13 protein-coding genes are annotated in these 17568 nt (G+C 67.9%); 7 read left to right on the top strand and 6 right to left on the bottom strand.

What is annotated here, in order from left to right; all coding sequences use genetic code 11:
* The first annotated feature begins 9 nt into the window (after positions 1-9).
* Positions 10-801, top strand: a complete 792-nt coding sequence (locus AC07RM_RS05530; RefSeq protein WP_495333652.1) for an alpha/beta fold hydrolase — start codon at positions 10-12, stop codon at positions 799-801.
* Between the two features lie 3 nt (positions 802-804).
* Here AC07RM_RS05530 and AC07RM_RS05525 read toward each other — a convergent pair whose 3' ends face one another.
* Positions 805-1884 carry a PQQ-dependent sugar dehydrogenase gene (locus tag AC07RM_RS05525; RefSeq protein ID WP_495333651.1) on the bottom strand — a complete coding sequence of 360 codons (1080 nt, stop codon included), beginning with the start codon at positions 1882-1884 and terminating at the stop codon, positions 805-807.
* Positions 1885-2166: 282 nt separating this feature from the next.
* On the opposite strand from AC07RM_RS05525, the gene AC07RM_RS05520 reads away from it, so the two are divergent.
* Positions 2167-2748, top strand: coding sequence for a C40 family peptidase (locus AC07RM_RS05520; RefSeq protein WP_093342645.1), 582 nt, complete (start codon positions 2167-2169; stop codon positions 2746-2748).
* Between the two features lie 105 nt (positions 2749-2853).
* Here the strand turns inward: AC07RM_RS05520 and lpdA are convergent, their stop codons facing one another.
* The 4 genes from lpdA to aceE are packed head-to-tail and all read right to left on the bottom strand — an operon-like array spanning position 2854 to position 9781.
* Complete coding sequence (gene lpdA, locus AC07RM_RS05515; protein WP_495333649.1) at positions 2854-4668, bottom strand: dihydrolipoyl dehydrogenase; 1815 nt, start codon at positions 4666-4668, stop codon at positions 2854-2856.
* Positions 4665-5258 carry an MFS transporter gene (locus AC07RM_RS05510; RefSeq protein ID WP_495333648.1) on the bottom strand — a complete coding sequence of 198 codons (594 nt, stop codon included), beginning with the start codon at positions 5256-5258 and terminating at the stop codon, positions 4665-4667. The genes lpdA and AC07RM_RS05510 overlap by 4 nt, the downstream gene beginning before the upstream one ends.
* A gap of 55 nt (positions 5259-5313) precedes the next feature.
* Positions 5314-7005 (bottom strand): dihydrolipoyllysine-residue acetyltransferase, encoded by a 1692-nt coding sequence (gene aceF / locus AC07RM_RS05505; protein ID WP_495333646.1) that lies wholly within the window; start codon positions 7003-7005, stop codon positions 5314-5316.
* Between the two features lie 49 nt (positions 7006-7054).
* Positions 7055-9781, bottom strand: a complete 2727-nt coding sequence (aceE, locus tag AC07RM_RS05500; protein WP_208512224.1) for a pyruvate dehydrogenase (acetyl-transferring), homodimeric type — start codon at positions 9779-9781, stop codon at positions 7055-7057.
* A gap of 215 nt (positions 9782-9996) precedes the next feature.
* Here aceE and AC07RM_RS05495 point away from each other — a divergent pair, with 215 nt between their 5' ends.
* The 5 genes from AC07RM_RS05495 (at position 9997) to AC07RM_RS05475 (ending at position 16842) form a co-directional block, all read left to right on the top strand.
* Entirely contained in the window at positions 9997-12537 is a 2541-nt protein-coding gene (locus AC07RM_RS05495) for a PAS domain-containing sensor histidine kinase (RefSeq protein WP_093342651.1), read from the top strand.
* Positions 12534-13166, top strand: a complete 633-nt coding sequence (locus AC07RM_RS05490; RefSeq protein WP_057593667.1) for a response regulator transcription factor — start codon at positions 12534-12536, stop codon at positions 13164-13166. The genes AC07RM_RS05495 and AC07RM_RS05490 overlap by 4 nt, the downstream gene beginning before the upstream one ends.
* Before the next feature lie 80 nt (positions 13167-13246).
* The gene (gene folD, locus AC07RM_RS05485) at positions 13247-14098 is read left to right on the top strand and encodes a bifunctional methylenetetrahydrofolate dehydrogenase/methenyltetrahydrofolate cyclohydrolase FolD (protein WP_296797854.1); all 852 of its coding nucleotides are present in this window, start codon (positions 13247-13249) and stop codon (positions 14096-14098) included.
* Positions 14099-14103: 5 nt separating this feature from the next.
* On the top strand, positions 14104-16161 hold the full coding sequence (locus AC07RM_RS05480; protein WP_495333645.1) for a M3 family metallopeptidase: 2058 nt from the start codon (positions 14104-14106) through the stop codon (positions 16159-16161).
* Between the two features lie 30 nt (positions 16162-16191).
* Positions 16192-16842 carry a glutaredoxin domain-containing protein gene (locus AC07RM_RS05475; protein ID WP_495333643.1) on the top strand — a complete coding sequence of 217 codons (651 nt, stop codon included), beginning with the start codon at positions 16192-16194 and terminating at the stop codon, positions 16840-16842.
* Here AC07RM_RS05475 and rpiA read toward each other — a convergent pair whose 3' ends face one another.
* On the bottom strand, positions 16843-17556 hold the full coding sequence (gene rpiA, locus AC07RM_RS05470; RefSeq protein ID WP_495333642.1) for a ribose-5-phosphate isomerase RpiA: 714 nt from the start codon (positions 17554-17556) through the stop codon (positions 16843-16845).
* Positions 17557-17568 lie beyond the last annotated feature (12 nt).

Raw genomic sequence — 17568 nt, 5'->3', positions numbered from 1 at the left:
CTCGGCGGGATGAAAGTCCCGACGAAGCGGCTCTGCCTCGCGGCCCTCGGCGTCGGTGCCGCGCTGCTGTTGGCCGGCTGCGGCGGCGTGCGCAAGAGCACCGTGCCGCTGGCGACCGTGCTCGAGACCCAGCGCTGCACGCGCCAGGCCGACACCCTGCTCGTGATGTTGCCGGGCGCCTATTCGACGCCCGACGAGTTCGAGCGCGAAGGCTTCGTCGAGGCGGTGCGCGAGAACCGGCTCGCGGTCGACGTGATGCTGGTCGACGCGCACCTGGGCTACTACAACGACAGGACCGTGCTCGAGCGGCTGAACGCCGACGTGATCGCGCCCGCGCGGCGCCAGGGCTACCGCAAGATCTGGATCGTCGGCATCTCGCTCGGCGGCTTCGGCGGCCTGCTCTATGCGCAGACGCATCCGGGCGAGCTGGCCGGCGTGGTGGCGATCGCGCCCTACCTGGGCGAACGCACGCTGAGCACCGACATCGCCAACGCGGGCGGACTCGCCAAATGGAACGGGCCGCTCGACACGGCCACCGCGCCCCCGCGCACACCGAACGAAACCCAGCTGTGGCAATGGCTGCGCGGCTACGCGGGTTACACGCAGACAGCGGGCGCTCGTCCCCCGCTGTACCTGGGCTACGGGCTCGACGACCGATTCGCCTTCAGCCACCGGCTGCTGGCGGGCGTACTGCCGGCGCAGCGCGTCTTCACCACCGAGGGCGGCCACGACTGGCCCGAATGGCGGCGCCTGTGGCAGCGGCTGCTGCCGACGCTGTCGCTGCCCGGCTGCCCCGGCTGACGCTCAGTTCGGCCGCAGCCGCAGCAGCTTGCCGTTCGACTCGTCGGTCAGCACGTAGAGCAGGCCGTCGGGCCCCTGCTTCACGTCGCGGATGCGCGCGCGTCCGTCCTCGAGCAGCTTGTGCTCGGCCACCACCTTGCCGTTCTTGAGTTCGATGCGGTCGAGGTAGCCGAACTTCAGCGAGCCGACGAAGAGATTGCCCTTCCACGCGGCGCCGTAGCGATCGCTGGTCAGGAAGGCCATGCCCGAGGTCGCGATCGACGGCACCCAGTAGTGCAGCGGCTGCTCCATGCCTTCCTTGGCCGTGATGCCGTCGCCGATCTTGCCGCCACCGTAGTTCTCGCCGTAGGTGATGACGGGCCAGCCGTAGTTGCGGCCGGCCTGCACGACATTGATCTCGTCGCCGCCCTGCGGGCCGTGCTCGGTCATCCACAGGCGGCCATCGGGCCCGAGCGTGGCGCCCTGCCCGTTGCGGTGGCCGTAGCTCCAGATCTCGGGCAGCGGGCCGGGCCGGCCGGCGAAGGGGTTGTCGTCGGGCACGCTGCCGTCCTTGCGGATGCGCACGATCTTGCCGAGGTGGTTGTCGAGCCGCTGCGCGTCCTCCTTGCGGCTGAAGCGGTCGCCGAGCGTGAGGTAGAGCGTGCCGTCGCCGCCGTCGACGATGCGGCAGCCGAAGTGGGCGCGGCTCGCGACCTTGGGCTTCTGGCTGAAGATGATCTGCAGGTTCTCGAGCCGCGTGTCGTCGGGCGAGAGCCGCGCCCGCGCGAGCGCCGTGCTGTTGGCGCTGCCGCCGGCATCGGGCTCCGAGAAGCAGAAGTACAGCGTGCGGTTGCTGCGGAAGTCCGTGTCGACGAGCACGTCGAGCAGGCCGCCCTGCCCGCCCGCCGCAATGGGCGGCAGGCCCGCCAGCGGCGCGCCCAGCCTGCCGTCCTTCGCCACGATGCGGATGCGCCCCGGCTTCTCGGTCACCACGAAACGATCGCCCGGCAGGAAGCCCACGCCCCAGGGGCTCTCGAGCCCCGAGGCCACCGTCTCAGATCGCCCCTGTGCCATGGCGGCCGCACCAAAGATCAAACCCGACATGACGAAAACACGGCCGAGGACGCACCGGGAAGTCTCTGACAGCGATTTCATGTGTTTTCCCCGCAAAACGAATGATCTTGGCGGTTTTTCAAACCCACATGAAGACAGTTGTCGACTTCGAAGGGTCTTGGAGGCCGAACTGTTTATCCGGCATCACCGGTCGACCGTTACATTTTAGTTGTCCGATGATTCAAATTTTTCAAGTAAATCAACGGGTTGGCGGCACAATCTCTAATTCAGATCAAATTGACAGTGCCCGCCGTCATCAATATCCTACGCGCCATGCGTTTTTTCGTCCTACCCGCGTCCCTCCTGATTGCCGTCGCTGCCCACGCAGCTCCCCAACCACCGGACCGGTCCGACGAAGTCGGCCAACTGCTGGCCGAAAAGGGCCTGGTGGGGCAACTGAGGCAAGTCCGCCAGACCGTCACGGAGCGCACCTCCGACCTCGTGATGACTGCCATCGGTTTCCTCGGTGTTCCGTACCGCCGCGGCGGTAATTCGGAAGACACCGGCTTCGATTGCAGCGGCTTCGTGCGCGCCATGTACAACCAGACGGTCGGCCACATGCTGCCGCGCCGCGCGGAAGAACAGGCCGCCGCCACCGAGAAGATCGACCGCAGCGAGCTCAAGCCCGGCGACCTCGTGTTCTTCAACACCATGCGCCGCGCCTTCAGCCATGTCGGCATCTACGTCGGCGAAGGCAAGTTCATCCACTCGCCGCGCTCGGGCGCCCAGGTGCGCGTGGAAGACATGAACGGCAGCTACTGGAGCCGCCGCTTCGACGGTGCCCGCCGCGTCCTCGGCGGCGGATCGAACGACGAGATCCGCGCCGCCGCGGCGTCGGCCCGCACCGGCGACTGAATTCCCCTGCTTCGGCCCACTTCGCACTGGGGCCGGGACGAAAAAAATCCCGCAGCCGCGGGATTTTTTGTTTGGGGCGAAGGCCGCGAGGCGGCCCTTCATCGTTCAGCGCTTTTGCGGCGGCAAATCGGTGCAGGTGCCGTGCGCCACTTCCGCCGCCATGCCGATGCTCTCGCCCAGCGTCGGGTGCGGATGGATGGTCTTGCCGATGTCGATCTCGTCGGCGCCCATCTCGATGGCCAGCGCGATCTCGCCGATCATGTCGCCGGCATGGGTGCCGACGATGCCGCCACCGAGGATGCGGTGCGTCTCGGCGTCGAACAGCAGCTTGGTGAAGCCCTCGTCGCGGCCGTTGGCGATCGCGCGGCCCGAGGCGGTCCAGGGGAACAGGCCCTTCTTGACCTTCACGCCCTCGGCCTTGGCCTGGTCCTCGGTCAGGCCCACCCACGCCACCTCGGGGTCGGTGTAGGCCACGCTCGGGATCACGCGGGCATTGAAGGCCGCGCTCGCGAGTTCCTTGTCGCCCTTGAGCTCGCCCGCGATCACCTCGGCCGCCACGTGCGCCTCGTGCACCGCCTTGTGGGCCAGCATCGGCTGGCCGACGATGTCGCCGATGGCGAAGATGTGCGGCACGTTGGTGCGCATCTGGATGTCGACCGGGATGAAGCCGCGCTCGCCCACGGCCACGCCGGCCTTCTCGGCGCCGATCTTCTTGCCGTTGGGGCTGCGGCCCACGGCCTGCAGCACCAGGTCGTAGACCTGCGGTTCCTTGGGCGCGTTCTCGCCCTCGAAGGTGACCTTGATGCCCTCCTTCGTCGCCTCGGCACCGACCGTTTTGGTCTTGAGCATGAGGTTGTCGAAGCGCGGCGCGTTCATCTTCTGCCAGACCTTCACCAGGTCGCGGTCGGCGCCCTGCATCAGGCCGTCGAGCATCTCGACCACGTCCAGGCGCGCGCCCAGCGAGGAATACACCGTGCCCATCTCGAGGCCGATGATGCCGCCGCCCAGGATCAGCATGCGCTTGGGATCGGTGCCGAGCTCGAGCGCGCCGGTGGAGTCGACCACGCGCGGGTCCTTCGGCATGAAGGGCAGGCTCACGGCCTGCGAGCCGGCGGCGATGATGGCGCTGCGGAACTTCACGGTCTGCTTGCTGCCGGTGGTGTCCCAGCCGGTGCCCGAGGTCTCCTCGACCTCGAGGTGATGCGGGTCGACGAAGTTGCCCACGCCGCGCAGCACCGTGACCTTGCGCATCTTGGCCATGGCGGTGAGGCCGCTCGTGAGCTTGCCCACCACCTTGTTCTTGTGGCCCAGCAGCTTGGCGCGGTCGACCGTGGGCGCGGCGAAGCTCACGCCGAGGTCGGCGAAGTGCTTGACCTCGTCCATCACCGAGGCCACGTGCAGCAGCGCCTTCGAGGGGATGCAGCCGACGTTGAGGCAGACGCCGCCGAGGGTGGCGTAGCGCTCGATCAGCACGACCTTCAGGCCGAGGTCGGCGGCGCGGAAGGCGGCCGAGTAGCCGCCGGGGCCGGCGCCGAGCACGATGACGTCGCATTCGACGTCGACCTTGCCGCCGTAGTTCGAGGCCGCGGGCGCGGCGACCGGTGCGGGCGCGGCAGCCTTGGGCGCGGGCGCCGCTGCTGCAGGCGCCGGGGCGGCAGCGGCGGGCGCCGGCGCGGCGGCGGCATCCGCCTCCAGCGTCAGCACCACCGAGCCTTCCTTGACCTTGTCGCCTACCTTCACCGCCAGCGACTTCACCACGCCGGCCGCGGACGACGGGATCTCCATCGAGGCCTTGTCCGATTCGACCGTGATCAGCGATTGCTCGGCCTTCACCGTGTCGCCCACCTTCACCAGCACCTCGATCACCGCCACTTCGTCGAAGTCGCCGATGTCGGGCACCTTGATTTGTTGTTCGCTCATTTGGACACTTTCAGTTTGAGTGTGAGAGAGTCGACCGGTCCGGCCGAATTGCGATCGAATTCGCAGGCGGCGGCGATCCCCGCCTCCGCCACGTCACGCGCCGAGCGCGACTTCTGGTCGTACACCGCATGCATGGCGCCGAGCGCGAAGCTGCGTCCCGAGCCGATGCTCCAGAACTGCTTGAACTCGAACACCTCGCGGTAGCTGTAGATGCCGTAGATCCCGCTCGCGTTGGCCAGCAGCATCGTGAACTGGCTCGACTCGTAGGGCTCGTGGTCGTCTTCCTTGGTCTCCATGAAGAACGAACTCTTGAGCACCGGATGCAGCATCGTGAAGGTGCGGAACACCTCGTGCTTGCTGCCGAACAGCAGCGACTCGCGCGGCTGCGCGGCCAGCGCATGCTGCAGCACCAGGAAGTGCGCCGCGGCGCCGGCCATCGCGAACAGGCTGTGGCCGACGGCGTCCTCGATCGAGAAGATCTTCTGGTTCGCCTCCTGCCGGTGCGTGAGCCGCGTGTCCCCGAAGGTCACGAGCGCGTCGGCCGCCATGGCGACCTGGCCGTTCTTGCGGACGGCCACGACCGTGGTCATGGGGCCTCGCGCCGGTTCGCCAGGGGCGCCGAGGCCGCCGAAGCAGCCTGGGCGCTCATAGCAGCACGCGGCGGAAGTCGGCGAGCACCTGGCCCAGGTAGGCGTTGAAACGCGCCGCCGAGGCACCGTCGATCACGCGGTGGTCGTACGACAGCGACAGCGGCAGCGTGAGGCGCGGCACGAACTGCTTGCCGTCCCACACCGGCTTCATCGCGCTCTTCGAGAGGCCGAGGATGGCCACTTCGGGAGCGTTGATGATCGGGGTGAAGTGCGTGCCGCCGATGCCGCCGAGCGAGCTGATCGAGAAGCAGCCGCCCTGCATGTCGGCCGCGCCGAGCTTGCCGTCGCGCGCCTTCTTGGCGAGCTCGCCCATCTCCTGGCTGATCTGCAGGATGCCCTTCTTGTCGGCATCGCGCAGCACCGGCACCACGAGGCCGTTGGGCGTGTCGGCCGCGAAGCCGATGTGGAAGTACTGCTTGTAGACCAGCGTGTCGCCGTCGAGGCTGGTGTTGAACTCGGGGAACTTCCTGAGCGCCGAGACCACCGCCTTGATCACGAAGGCCAGCATCGTGACCTTCACGCCCGACTTCTCGTTCTCCTTGTTGGTGGCGACGCGGAAGGCTTCGAGCTCGGTGATGTCGGCATCGTCGTTGTTCGTGACGTGCGGGATCATCACCCAGTTGCGGTGCAAGTTCGCGCCGCTGATCTTCTTGATGCGCGACAGGTCCTTGCGCTCGACCGTGCCGAACTTCGTGAAGTCGACCTTCGGCCAGGGCAAGAGACCCAGCGCGGCGCCGTCGGCACCGCCACCGCCCGCGGGCTTGGCCGCGGCGGAAGCCTTGGTGGTGGCCAGGCCGCTCATCACGGCCTGGGTGAAGCCCTGGACGTCTTCCTGCGTGATCCGGCCCTTCGGACCGGAACCCTTGACCTCCTCGAGCGGCACGCCGAGTTCGCGCGCGAACTTGCGCACCGAGGGCGAGGCATGCGGCAGGCCGGCCGACGGGCTCCTGGTCGGATCGTGCGGCGCGGCGGCGGCCGGCGCGGGAGCGGCCGCAGCCGGAGCCGGCGCGGAGGCCGAAGCCGTGGCGGGCGCGGCGGCGGCCGCAGCCGCGGGAGCCGGCGCCGGTGCGGGCGCGGCGCCTGCAGCGGGGGCGGCGCCTTCGATCACCGCGATCAGGTCGCCGATGTTGACGACGTCGCCGACCTTGACCTTGAGTTCCTTGAGCGTGCCGGCGGCCGACGACGGGATCTCCATCGAGGCCTTGTCCGATTCGACCGTGATCAGCGACTGCTCGACCTTGATGGTGTCGCCGGGCTTGACCAGCACTTCGATGACCGCGACGTCCTTGAAGTCGCCGATGTCGGGCACCTTCACGTCGACCGGGCCCGCTGCGGCGGCCGGTGCAGCCGCCGCAGCAGGTGCGGGTGCCGCAGCGGCCGGTGCCGGCGCGCTGGCCGCGGGTGCCGGAGCACTGGCCGCGGGCGCCGGCGCGGCGGCCTGGCCGGCCCCTTCGGCCTCGAGCACCAGCACCACCGAACCTTCCTTCACCTTGCTGCCGACCTCGACCTTGAGTTCCTTGACCACGCCGGCGGACGACGACGGAATCTCCATCGAGGCCTTGTCCGACTCCACGGTGATGAGCGACTGCTCGGGCTTGACCGTGTCGCCCACTTTCACCAACACCTCGATCACCGCGACTTCATCGAAATCGCCGATGTCGGGTACCTTGACTTCCACTGCTGCCATATCGTTTGTCTCCCGCCGGAAGGCGCGTCCTGGTTGTGGGGAATCGTGATTACGCGTAGAGCGGGTTCACCTTGTCGGCATTGATGCCGTACTTCTTGATCGCCTCGGCCACCTTGGCGGCCGGCAGCACGCCGTCCTCGGCCAGGGCCTTGAGCGCGGCCACCACGATATAGTGGCGGTTGACCTCGAAGTGCTCGCGCAGCTTGTTGCGGAAGTCGCTGCGGCCGAAGCCGTCGGTGCCCAGCACCTTGTAGTTGCGGCCCTTGGGGATGAAGGGACGGATCTGCTCGGCGTAGGCCTTCATGTAGTCGGTCGAGGCGACCACCGGACCGGTGCTCGCTGCGAGCTGCTGCGCCACGAAGGGCACGCGGGCTTCCTCGGTCGGGTGCAGCAGGTTCCAGCGGTCGGCGTCCTGGCCGTCGCGCGTCAGCTCGTTGAAGCTCGGGCAGCTCCACACCGATGCCGAGACGCCCCAGTCCTGTTCGAGCAGCTCCTGCGCGAAGAAGCTCTCGCGCAGGATGGTGCCGCTGCCGAGCAGTTGCACGGTCGGCGCTTCCTTGCCCTTGGCGGCCTTGATCGCGGGGCCCTGACGCGTCAGGTACATGCCCTTGATGATCTGTTCCTCGGTGCCAGGCTGCAGGCCGGGCATCGGGTAGTTCTCGTTGAGCAGCGTGATGTAGTAGTAGACGTTGTCCTGCTTCTCGACCATGCGCTTCAAGCCATGGTGCAGGATCACGCCGACTTCGTGCGCGAAGGTCGGGTCGTAGCTCACGCAGTTCGGGATGGTGTTGGCCAGGATGTGGCTGTGGCCGTCCTCGTGCTGCAGGCCTTCGCCGTTCAGCGTGGTGCGTCCCGAGGTGCCGCCGAGCAGGAAGCCGCGCGCCTGCATGTCGCCGGCCGCCCAGGCCAGGTCGCCGATGCGCTGGAAGCCGAACATCGAGTAGTACACGTAGAACGGCACCATGATGCGGTTGTTGGTGCTGTACGAGGTCGCCGCCGCGATCCAGCTCGACATGCCGCCGGCTTCGTTGATGCCTTCCTGCAGGATCTGGCCGGCCTTGTCTTCCTTGTAGTACATGACCTGGTCCTTGTCGACCGGGGTGTACTGCTGACCGTGCGGGTTGTAGATGCCGATCTGGCGGAACAGGCCTTCCATGCCGAAGGTGCGCGCCTCGTCCACGAGGATCGGCACCACGCGCGGGCCCAGGGCCTGGTCGCGCAGCAGCTGCGTGAGGAAGCGCACGTACGCCTGCGTGGTCGAGATCTCGCGGCCTTCGGCCGTGGGTTCGAGCACCGCCTTGAAGGTGTCGAGCGCGGGCACGGTGAAGCTCTCCTCGGCCTTGACGCGGCGGTGCGGCAGGTAGCCGCCCAGCGCCTTGCGACGCTCGTGCAGGTAGCGCATTTCCGGCGTGTCGTCGGCCGGCTTGTAGAACGGCAGCTCGGCGATCTGGCTGTCGGGGATCGGGATGTTGAAGCGGTCGCGGAAGGCGCGGATGTCGTCGTCGTTGAGCTTCTTGGTCTGGTGGACCGTGTTCTTGCCCTCGCCGATCTTGCCCATGCCGAAGCCCTTGACGGTCTTGACGAGCAGCACCGTGGGCTGGCCCTTGTGGTTCTGGGCCGAGTGGAAGGCCGCGTAGACCTTCTGCGAGTCGTGGCCGCCGCGCTGCAGGTTCCAGACCTCGTCGTCGCTCAGGTGCTCGACCATCTTCAGGGTGCGCGGATCGCGGCCGAAGAAGTTCTTGCGCACATAGGCGCCGTCGTTGGCCTTGAACGACTGGTAGTCGCCGTCGTTGCACTCCATCATGATCTTGCGCAGCGCGCCGTCATGGTCCTTCTCGAGCAGCGCGTCCCAGCCCTTGCCCCAGATCAGCTTGACCACGTTCCAGTTGGCGCCGCGGAACTCGCCTTCGAGCTCCTGGATGATCTTGCCGTTGCCGCGCACCGGGCCGTCGAGGCGCTGCAGGTTGCAGTTGATGACGAAGATCAGGTTGTCGAGGTTCTCGCGCGCCGCCAGGCCGATCGCGCCCAGCGATTCGACCTCGTCCATTTCGCCGTCGCCGCAGAACACCCAGACCTTGCGGTTCTCGGTGTTGGCGATGCCGCGGGCATGCAGGTACTTGAGGAAGCGCGCCTGGTAGATCGCCATCAGCGGGCCCAGGCCCATCGACACCGTGGGGAACTGCCAGAACTCGGGCATCAGCTTGGGGTGCGGATAGCTCGACAGGCCCTTGCCGTCGACTTCCTGGCGGAAGTTGAGCAGTTGCTCCTCGGTCAGGCGGCCTTCGAGGTAGGCGCGGGCGTAGATGCCGGGCGAGACGTGGCCCTGGATGTAGAGCAGGTCGCCGCCGTGGTTTTCGCTCTCGGCGTGCCAGAAGTGGTTGAAGCCGGCGCCGAACATGCTGGCCAGCGAGGCGAAGGAGCCGATGTGGCCGCCGAGGTCGCCGCCTTCGGCCGGGTGGTGGCGGTTGGCCTTGACCACCATCGCCATCGCGTTCCAGCGCATGTAGGCGCGCAGGCGCTGTTCGATCTCGAGGTTGCCGGGACTGCGGGCTTCCTGCGAGGTTTCGATGGTGTTGACATAGCCCGTGTTGGCAGAGAACGGCATGTCGACCGTGTTCTGGCGGGCGTGCTCCAGAAGCTGTTCGAGCAGGAAGTGCGCACGCTCGGGGCCCTCGCTCTGGATCACGGCGGACAGGGCATCCATCCACTCGCGCGTTTCCTGGGAATCCGCGTCGTTCGCGGCCGGGCCGAATTGCTTCTCGGGATTTGCCGACATGCTTGTCTCTCCTTTTGGGGCTGTGGGCGTAATTTAGGCGCTCTGCGTGTGAGCGCGCGGAGTGTCGCACAGAAATAATGAGATTTCAAATAGTGCGCATAGATTTCTTAATGTGACATTTTGACGATTTTGAGCCAGCCCTAGACCGTGCCGGGACCCGTGCCACCGTCGATAACCCGGGCCTTGGGAAGCCCGCCACCTAATAAACTCCCGCAATGCCTTTCTCCTCCCCACTGGCCGTGGCCCGCAGTGCCGTCAACGCCTCGCCGCTGTCGTGGTGGCGCCGCTGGTGGCGCCGCCAGACCCCGGTGCTGCAGGACGCCGTCGCGATGCTGGCCCCGATGGCCGCCGTGCTGCTGTTCCTCGCGGCGATCGTCACCGCCTTCTGGTACCTGCGCACCGAGGAGGTCGAGCGCGAGCAGGAATCGGTGCGCCGCGACGTCGAATACGCCCAGCAACGCCTGCGGCTGCGGTTGCTGGAACGCCAGGAGCAGCTGATGCGCATCGCGCGCGATGCCTCCAACCGCGAGATCGACCCGATCGAGTTCACCAGCCGCGCCGAATCGCTGGTCAGCCAGTTCCCCGAGCTGCAGACCATCACCTGGATCGACGACCGCCGCCGCTTCAAGGCCGGCTATGCCGCGCCCAGCGTGCATCCGGCGCAGCAGCACCTGATCGGCGACGTGCTGCGCCCCGGCGACATCGAGAGCAACTACGCGCTGGCGCGCGAGCTGCGCCAGCCGGTGTTCTCCCAGCCCGCGGCCGGCGGCGATCCGCCGGCCATGCTGCAGCTGCACATCCCGCTGTTCGACCAGGGCCTGTTCGCGGGCGTGGTGCTCGGCGAGTTCTCGGTCGATGGCCTGCTGCGCTACGGCATGCCTTCCGAGGTGCAGGCGCGCTACGCGGTGTCGCTGCTCGACGCCAAGGGCAAGGTGATCGCGGGCAACACCGCCAACCTGCGCGAGACCGGCGCGCGCCTCCTGCCCTGGAGCGAACGCACCAACGAATACGAAGTGCCGGTCTCGCCCGTGGGCAACGCACTGGTGCTGCGCGCCCAGGCCTACCGCACCTCGCAGGGCGTGGTCGGCAACGGGCTGTTCTGGCTGGTCTGCGCGCTCAGCGTGCTCACCAGCTGGATGCTGATCGGCACCTGGCGCCACACGCGCCGCAGGCTGCAGGCGCAGCAGCGGCTGGTGGCCGAGACCAACTTCCGCCGCGCGATGGAGAACTCGATGCTGACCGGCATGCGGGTGCTCGACCTGCAGGGCCGCATCACCTACGTCAACGCCGCCTTCTGCGCGATGACCGGCTGGGCCGAGGAGGAGCTGGTCGGCCAGACACCGCCCTTCCCCTACTGGCTCGAGTCCGACCGCGAGATCATGAACGAGCGGCTCGAGGAGGAACTGCACGGCCGCGCCCTGCCCGGCGGCTTCCAGGTGCGCGTGAAGCGCAAGAACGGCAGCGTGTTCGACGCGCGGCTGTACGTCTCGCCGCTGATCGACGCGCGCGGCCACCAGACCGGCTGGATGACCTCGATGACCGACATCACCGAGCCCACGCGCATCCGCGAGCAGCTCTCGGCCTCGTACGAGCGCTTCACCACCGTGCTCGAGGCGCTCGACGCCGCGGTGTCGGTGGCGCCGATCGGCAGCGAGGAGCTGCTGTTCGCCAACAAGCTCTACCGCCTGTGGTTCGGCTCCGACACCGTCGGCCACCTGGGCATGGTGGCGCAGGCCGGCGTGCCGGCCTCGAACGCGCACGACGAGGGACTGGACGACGTCGACCCCTACGCCGGCCTGCCGATCGACACGCTGACCGCCGCGCAGGCGGCCAACAACGAGATCTTCGTGCCCGAGCTCGGCAAGTGGCTCGAGGTGCGCTCGCGCTACCTGACCTGGGTCGACGGCCGCCTGGCGCAGCTGGTGATCGCCACCGACATCACGCCGCGCCGCGACGCCGAGGAACAGGCCGCGGCGCAAGCCGACCGCGCGCAGTCCGCGAGCCGGCTGATCACCATGGGCGAGATGGCCTCGAGCGTGGCGCATGAGCTGAACCAGCCGCTGACCGCGATCAGCAACTACTGCAACGGGATGATGTCGCGCATCAAGAGCCAATCGATCGACAACGATGCGCTGCTGGCCGCGCTCGAGAAGACCTCGAAGCAGGCCCAGCGCGCGGGCCAGATCATCCAGCGCATCCGTTCCTTCGTGAAGCGCAGCGAACCCAACCGCACGCCGGCCGACGTCGCGACCATGGTCAGCGAGGCGGTCGAGCTGGCCGGCATCGAGCTGCGCCGGCGCAACGTGCGCCTGAACCACTACGTGGCGGCGCGGCTGCCGATGGTGCGCGTCGACCCGATCCTGATCGAGCAGGTGATGGTCAACCTGCTGAAGAACGCGGCCGAGTCGATCGACCTCGCCGAGCGCCCGCTGGCGCGGCGCAGCGTCGAACTGCGCGTGCTGCCGAAGGTGATCGAGGGCCACAACGCGATCGAGTTCTCGGTGCAGGACACCGGCAAGGGCCTCGCGCCCGAGGTCATGGACCGGCTCTACGAGGCCTTCTTCTCGACCAAGCCCGAGGGCATGGGCATCGGCCTGAACCTGTGCCGCACCATCGTCGAGTCGCACCGCGGCCGGATGCAGGCGGAGAACATCTACAATGGCCCGGATGTGATCGGATGCCGTTTTTCCTTCTGGATTCCGGTGTTGGACGCTATCAGTTCCCTAGCAAGTGACGAGGTAAAGGTACCTGCATGAGTTTGATTCCGAAAAAGGGCACTGTGTATGTCGTCGATGACGACGAAGCGGTACGCGATTCGCTCCAATGGCTGCTCGAAGGCAAGGACTACCGGGTCCGCTGTTTCGATTCCGCCGAGTCCTTCCTCTCCCGCTACGACCCCCGCGAGGTGGCCTGCCTGATCGTCGACATCCGCATGGGTGGCATGACGGGTCTGGAGCTGCAGGACCGGTTGATCGAGCGCCGCTCGCCGCTGCCGATCGTGGTCATCACCGGCCACGGCGACGTGCCGATGGCCGTCGACAGCATGAAGAAGGGCGCGATGGATTTCATCCAGAAGCCCTTCAACGACGAGGAACTCGTCGCGCTGGTCGAGCGCATGCTCGAACACGCGCGCGGCGCCTTCACGCAGCACCAGCAGTCGGCCAGCCGCGACGCGCTGCTGTCCAAGCTCACGGGCCGCGAGGCGCAGGTGCTCGAGCGCATCGTCGCCGGCCGCCTCAACAAGCAGATCGCCGACGACCTCGGCATCAGCATCAAGACCGTCGAGGCGCATCGCGCCAACATCATGGAGAAGCTCAACGCCAACACCGTGGCCGATCTGCTGAAGATCGCGCTCGGACAGGCGGCGCCCGCTGCCAAGGCCTAGACGCCGGCTATCTGTTCGATAGCGATGCATGACCCCCACGCCTGCGCAAGCGGGCGTTTTTACTTGGAAAATCGAAACCGATGACCGCCCAACTGATCGACGGCAACGCCCTCGCCAAAACCATCCGCGCCGAAGTCGCCGGCCGCACCGCGGCGCTCAAGGCCCGCGGCGTGAACCCGGCCCTTTCCATCATCCTCGTGGGCGAGGACCCGGCCAGCCAGGTCTATACCAAGCACAAGGTCAACGACAGCACGCAGACCGGTCTCTCGGCCACGCTCGAGACCTACCCGGCCGACCTGAGCGAGGCCGACCTGCTCGCGCGCATCCGCGTCCTCAACGACGACCCGGCCGTGCACGGCATCCTGGTGCAACTGCCGCTGCCCAAGCACATGGACAGCCAGAAGGTCATCGAGACCATCTCGCCCGCGAAGGACGTCGACGGCTTCCACGTCGCCAGCGCCGGTGCGCTGATGACCGGCGCGCCGGGCTTCTGGCCCTGCACGCCCTTCGGCTGCATGAAAATGCTCGAGTCCATCGGCTACGACCTGCGCGGCAAGCACGCGGTGGTGATCGGCCGCAGCAACATCGTCGGCAAGCCGATGGCCATGATGCTGCTGGCCAAGAGCGCCACCGTGACCATCTGCCACAGCGCCACGCAGGACCTGGGCGCCATCACGCGCCAGGCCGACGTGATCGTCGCGGCCGTGGGCAAGCTCAACCTCCTCACGGCCGACATGGTCAAGCCCGGCGCGGTGGTCATCGACGTCGGCATGAACCGCAAGGAAGACGGCAAGCTCGCGGGCGACGTCGACTTCGACGGCGTGAAGGAAGTCGCCGGCTGGATCACGCCAGTGCCCGGCGGCGTCGGCCCGATGACGCGCGCCATGCTGCTCGCCAACACCCTTGAAGCGGCCGAACGCGTCGCCAAGTGAACACCATGGCCATCTCGAACAACCCCCTCCTCGATTTCACCGACCTCCCGCTGTTCGACCGCATCCGGCCCGAACACGTCGCCCCCGCGGTCGACGTGCTGCTCGCCGATGCCGAGACCGCGCTGCAGACGGTGACGGCCCCCGACTTCCCCGCGAGCTGGAGCGCGATCTCCAAGGTGCTCGACGTGGCCTCGGAACGCTTCAGCCGCGCCTGGAGCGCGGTCGGCCATCTCAACGCCGTGGCCGACACGCCCGAGCTGCGCGCCGCCTACAACGAGGCGATGCCGCGCGTCACCGCGTTCTGGACCCGCCTGGGCTCCGACGAGCGCCTGTACGCGAAGTACAAGGCGATCGACGTCGCCACGCTCGATGCCGAGCAGCGCCAGGCGCATCGCAACGCGGTGCGCAACTTCGTGCTCGGCGGCGCCGAGCTGCAGGGCGAGGCCAAGCAGCGCTTCGCCGAGATCCAGGAACGCCAGGCCGAGCTGAGCCAGAAGTTCAGCGAGAACGCGCTCGACGCGACCGATGCCTTCGCCTACTACGCGCAGTTCGGCGAGCTCGAGGGCGTGCCCGAGGACGTGGTCAACGCCGCGCGCGCCGCGGCCGAAGCCGAGGCCAAGGACGGCTACAAGCTCACGCTCAAGATGCCCTGCTACCTGCCGGTGATGCAGTTCGCCAAGAGCAGCGCGCTGCGCGAGACGCTCTACCGCGCCTACGTCACGCGCGCCAGCGAACTCGGCGACCCGGCCTTCGACAACACGGCCCTGATCAGCGAGATCCTCGCGCTGCGCGAGGAAGAGGCCAAGCTGCTGGGCTACCGCAACTTCGGCGAGCTCTCGGTGGTGCCGAAGATGGCCGAGTCGCCCGAGCAGGTGGTGAAGTTCCTGCGCGACCTGACCGCCAAGGCCCGCCCCTACGGCGAGCGCGACCTCGCCGACCTGCGCGTTTTCGCCTCCACTCAACTGGGCCTGGCCGATCCGCAGCCCTGGGACTGGAGCTACGTCGGCGAGAAGCTCAAGGAGGCGCGCTACGCCTTCAGCGAGCAGGAGGTCAAGCAGTACTTCCCGGCGCCCAAGGTGATGGCGGGCCTGTTCAAGATCGTCGAGACGCTGTTCGAGGTCTCGATCCGCCGCGACAGCGCGCCGACCTGGCATCCAAGCGTCGAGTTCTACCGCATCGAGCGCGCCGGCCAGAAGGTCGGCCAGTTCTACCTCGACCCCTCCGCACGTGCCGCCAAGCGCGGCGGCGCCTGGATGGACGACGTGCGCGCGCGCTGGCTGCGGCCCGACGACGGCCGGCTGCAGACGCCGATCGCGCAACTGGTCTGCAATTTCGCCGAAGGCGTGGGCGGCAAGCCGCCGCTGCTCACGCACGACGACGTGACCACCCTGTTCCACGAATTCGGCCATGGCCTGCACCACATGCTCACGCAGGTGAACGAGCGCGACGTCTCGGGCATCAGCGGCGTCGAATGGGACGCAGTCGAGCTGCCGAGCCAGTTCATGGAGAACTTCTGCTGGGAGTGGGACGTGCTGAGCCACATGACGGCCCACGTCGACACCGGCGAGCCGCTGCCGCGCGCGCTGTTCGACAAGATGACCGCGGCCAAGAACTTCCAGAGCGGCCTGCAGACGCTGCGCCAGATCGAGTTCTCGCTGTTCGACATGCTGCTGCACACCGAGTACCACGCCGCGGCCGCGAAGCCCGGCGACGTGCTCGCGCTGCTGGCCCAGGTGCGCGCCGAGGTGGCCGTGATGCCTTCGCCGCCGTTCAGCCGCACGCCGAACACCTTCAGCCACATCTTCTCGGGCGGCTACGCGGCCGGCTACTACAGCTACAAGTGGGCCGAGGTGCTGAGCGCCGACGCCTACGCGGCCTTCGAGGAAACCGTGGGCGCCAACGGCGAACCGAGCATCGAGACCGGCCGCAAGTACCGCCAGGCCATCCTCGAGGCCGGCGGCAGCCGCAGCGCGATGGAGTCGTTCAAGGCCTTCCGCGGCCGCGAACCCCAGCTTGATGCGCTGCTGCGACACCAGGGTATGGCCGAGCCGCAGCCGGCTTGATGCGGCGCTGAAGCTTGAGATACTCGGGCCATGCGCCCGATTTACAAATTCTCACCAAGTCGCCTGACCGGTTTCGTCCTCCTGCTCGCCGTCGCGGGCGCGGTGGCGCAACCGGTCTACCGGCAGGTCGACAAGAACGGCCGGATTACCTTCTCGGACCGCGCGCCCACCGCCAGCACCGAACCGGCCGCCAATGCGCAGCCGGCGCCCGGCGCGGGCGCCAACGCGGGCCTGCCCTACGAGCTGCGCCAGATCGCGCAGCGCTATCCCGTGACGCTCTACAGCGGCGACGACTGCAGTCCCTGTTCGATGGCGCGCACGCTGCTCGTCACGCGCGGCATCCCGTTCCAGGAACGCACGGTGAACAGCAACCAGGACGTGGAGGCGCTGCAGAAGCTCAGCGGCCAGAACTCGCTGCCGCTGCTGACCATCGGCACGCAGCAGTTGCCCGGCTTCTCCGACACGCAGTGGGCGCAGTACCTCGACGCGGCCGGCTATCCCAGAAGCAACGGCCTGCCCAGCGGCTACCGCAATCCGCCGGCACAGCCGATGGTCGCGCAGGTCACGCGCGCACCGGCGCCCGCACCCGCCGCCGCGCGCGCGGCGCCCGACGAGCAGCCGCTGCCCGCGGCACCGCCGAGCGGTCCGACGCCGGAGAACCCGGCCGGCATCAAGTTCTGATCAGGCGAAGTCCAGCGTCCGCACGCCCTCGGGCGTGCCGAGCAGGCACACATGCGCCTTCTGGTGCGCGAACACGCCGACGGTGACCACGCCGGGCCACTGGCTCACCTCGGATTCGAAGGCCAGCGGATCGGCGATCTTCAGGCCCGTCACGTCGACGATGTGCTGGCCGTTGTCGGTGACCAGCGGCAGGCCGTCCTTCTCGCGCACCTGGGCCTGGCCGCCGAGCGCCGCGAACTGCCGCATCACGCGGCGCGCCGCCATCGGGATCACCTCGACCGGCAGCGGAAAGGCACCGAGCGTGTCGACCAGCTTCGAGGCATCGGCGATGCAGACGAAACGGCGCGACTGGGCCGCGATGATCTTCTCGCGCGTGAGCGCGGCACCGCCGCCCTTCACCATGAAACCCCGCGGGTCGATCTCGTCGGCACCGTCGATGTAGACGCCCAGCTCCTCGACCTCGTTGCTGTCGAACACCTGGATGCCCAGCGCCCGCAGGCGCTCGGTGGAGGCGATCGAGCTCGAGACGGCGCCGCGGATCTGGTCCTTGATCGTGGCCAGCGCGTCGATGAACTTGTTGACCGTCGAGCCGGTGCCCACGCCCACGATCTCGCCCTTCACCACGTAGGCCAGGGCGGCGCGGCCCACCTGGGCCTTGAGTTCGTCCTGGGAGATGGTGGCGGGTGCGGCGGAAGAAGGAAGGGGTGCGGTCATCGCGGAGAATCC

This window comes from Variovorax sp. GW821-FHT09B05, from assembly GCF_059418265.1.
Note: the sequence above shows the minus strand (reverse complement) of the source record. Positions and strands in the feature narration are given on the sequence as shown.

What these genes read in the sequence shown, in the direction of transcription:
- AC07RM_RS05530 (WP_495333652.1), top strand. Translation starts at nt 10, where the DNA reads ATGAAAGTCCCGACGAAGCGGCTCTGCCTCGCGGCCCTCGGCGTCGGT.
- AC07RM_RS05525 (WP_495333651.1), bottom strand. Translation starts at nt 1,884, where the DNA reads ATGTCGGGTTTGATCTTTGGTGCGGCCGCCATGGCACAGGGGCGATCT.
- AC07RM_RS05520 (WP_093342645.1), top strand. Translation starts at nt 2,167, where the DNA reads ATGCGTTTTTTCGTCCTACCCGCGTCCCTCCTGATTGCCGTCGCTGCC.
- lpdA (WP_495333649.1), bottom strand. Translation starts at nt 4,668, where the DNA reads ATGAGCGAACAACAAATCAAGGTGCCCGACATCGGCGACTTCGACGAA.
- AC07RM_RS05510 (WP_495333648.1), bottom strand. Translation starts at nt 5,258, where the DNA reads ATGACCACGGTCGTGGCCGTCCGCAAGAACGGCCAGGTCGCCATGGCG.
- aceF (WP_495333646.1), bottom strand. Translation starts at nt 7,005, where the DNA reads ATGGCAGCAGTGGAAGTCAAGGTACCCGACATCGGCGATTTCGATGAA.
- aceE (WP_208512224.1), bottom strand. Translation starts at nt 9,781, where the DNA reads ATGTCGGCAAATCCCGAGAAGCAATTCGGCCCGGCCGCGAACGACGCG.
- AC07RM_RS05495 (WP_093342651.1), top strand. Translation starts at nt 9,997, where the DNA reads ATGCCTTTCTCCTCCCCACTGGCCGTGGCCCGCAGTGCCGTCAACGCC.
- AC07RM_RS05490 (WP_057593667.1), top strand. Translation starts at nt 12,534, where the DNA reads ATGAGTTTGATTCCGAAAAAGGGCACTGTGTATGTCGTCGATGACGAC.
- folD (WP_296797854.1), top strand. Translation starts at nt 13,247, where the DNA reads ATGACCGCCCAACTGATCGACGGCAACGCCCTCGCCAAAACCATCCGC.
- AC07RM_RS05480 (WP_495333645.1), top strand. Translation starts at nt 14,104, where the DNA reads ATGGCCATCTCGAACAACCCCCTCCTCGATTTCACCGACCTCCCGCTG.
- AC07RM_RS05475 (WP_495333643.1), top strand. Translation starts at nt 16,192, where the DNA reads ATGCGCCCGATTTACAAATTCTCACCAAGTCGCCTGACCGGTTTCGTC.
- rpiA (WP_495333642.1), bottom strand. Translation starts at nt 17,556, where the DNA reads ATGACCGCACCCCTTCCTTCTTCCGCCGCACCCGCCACCATCTCCCAG.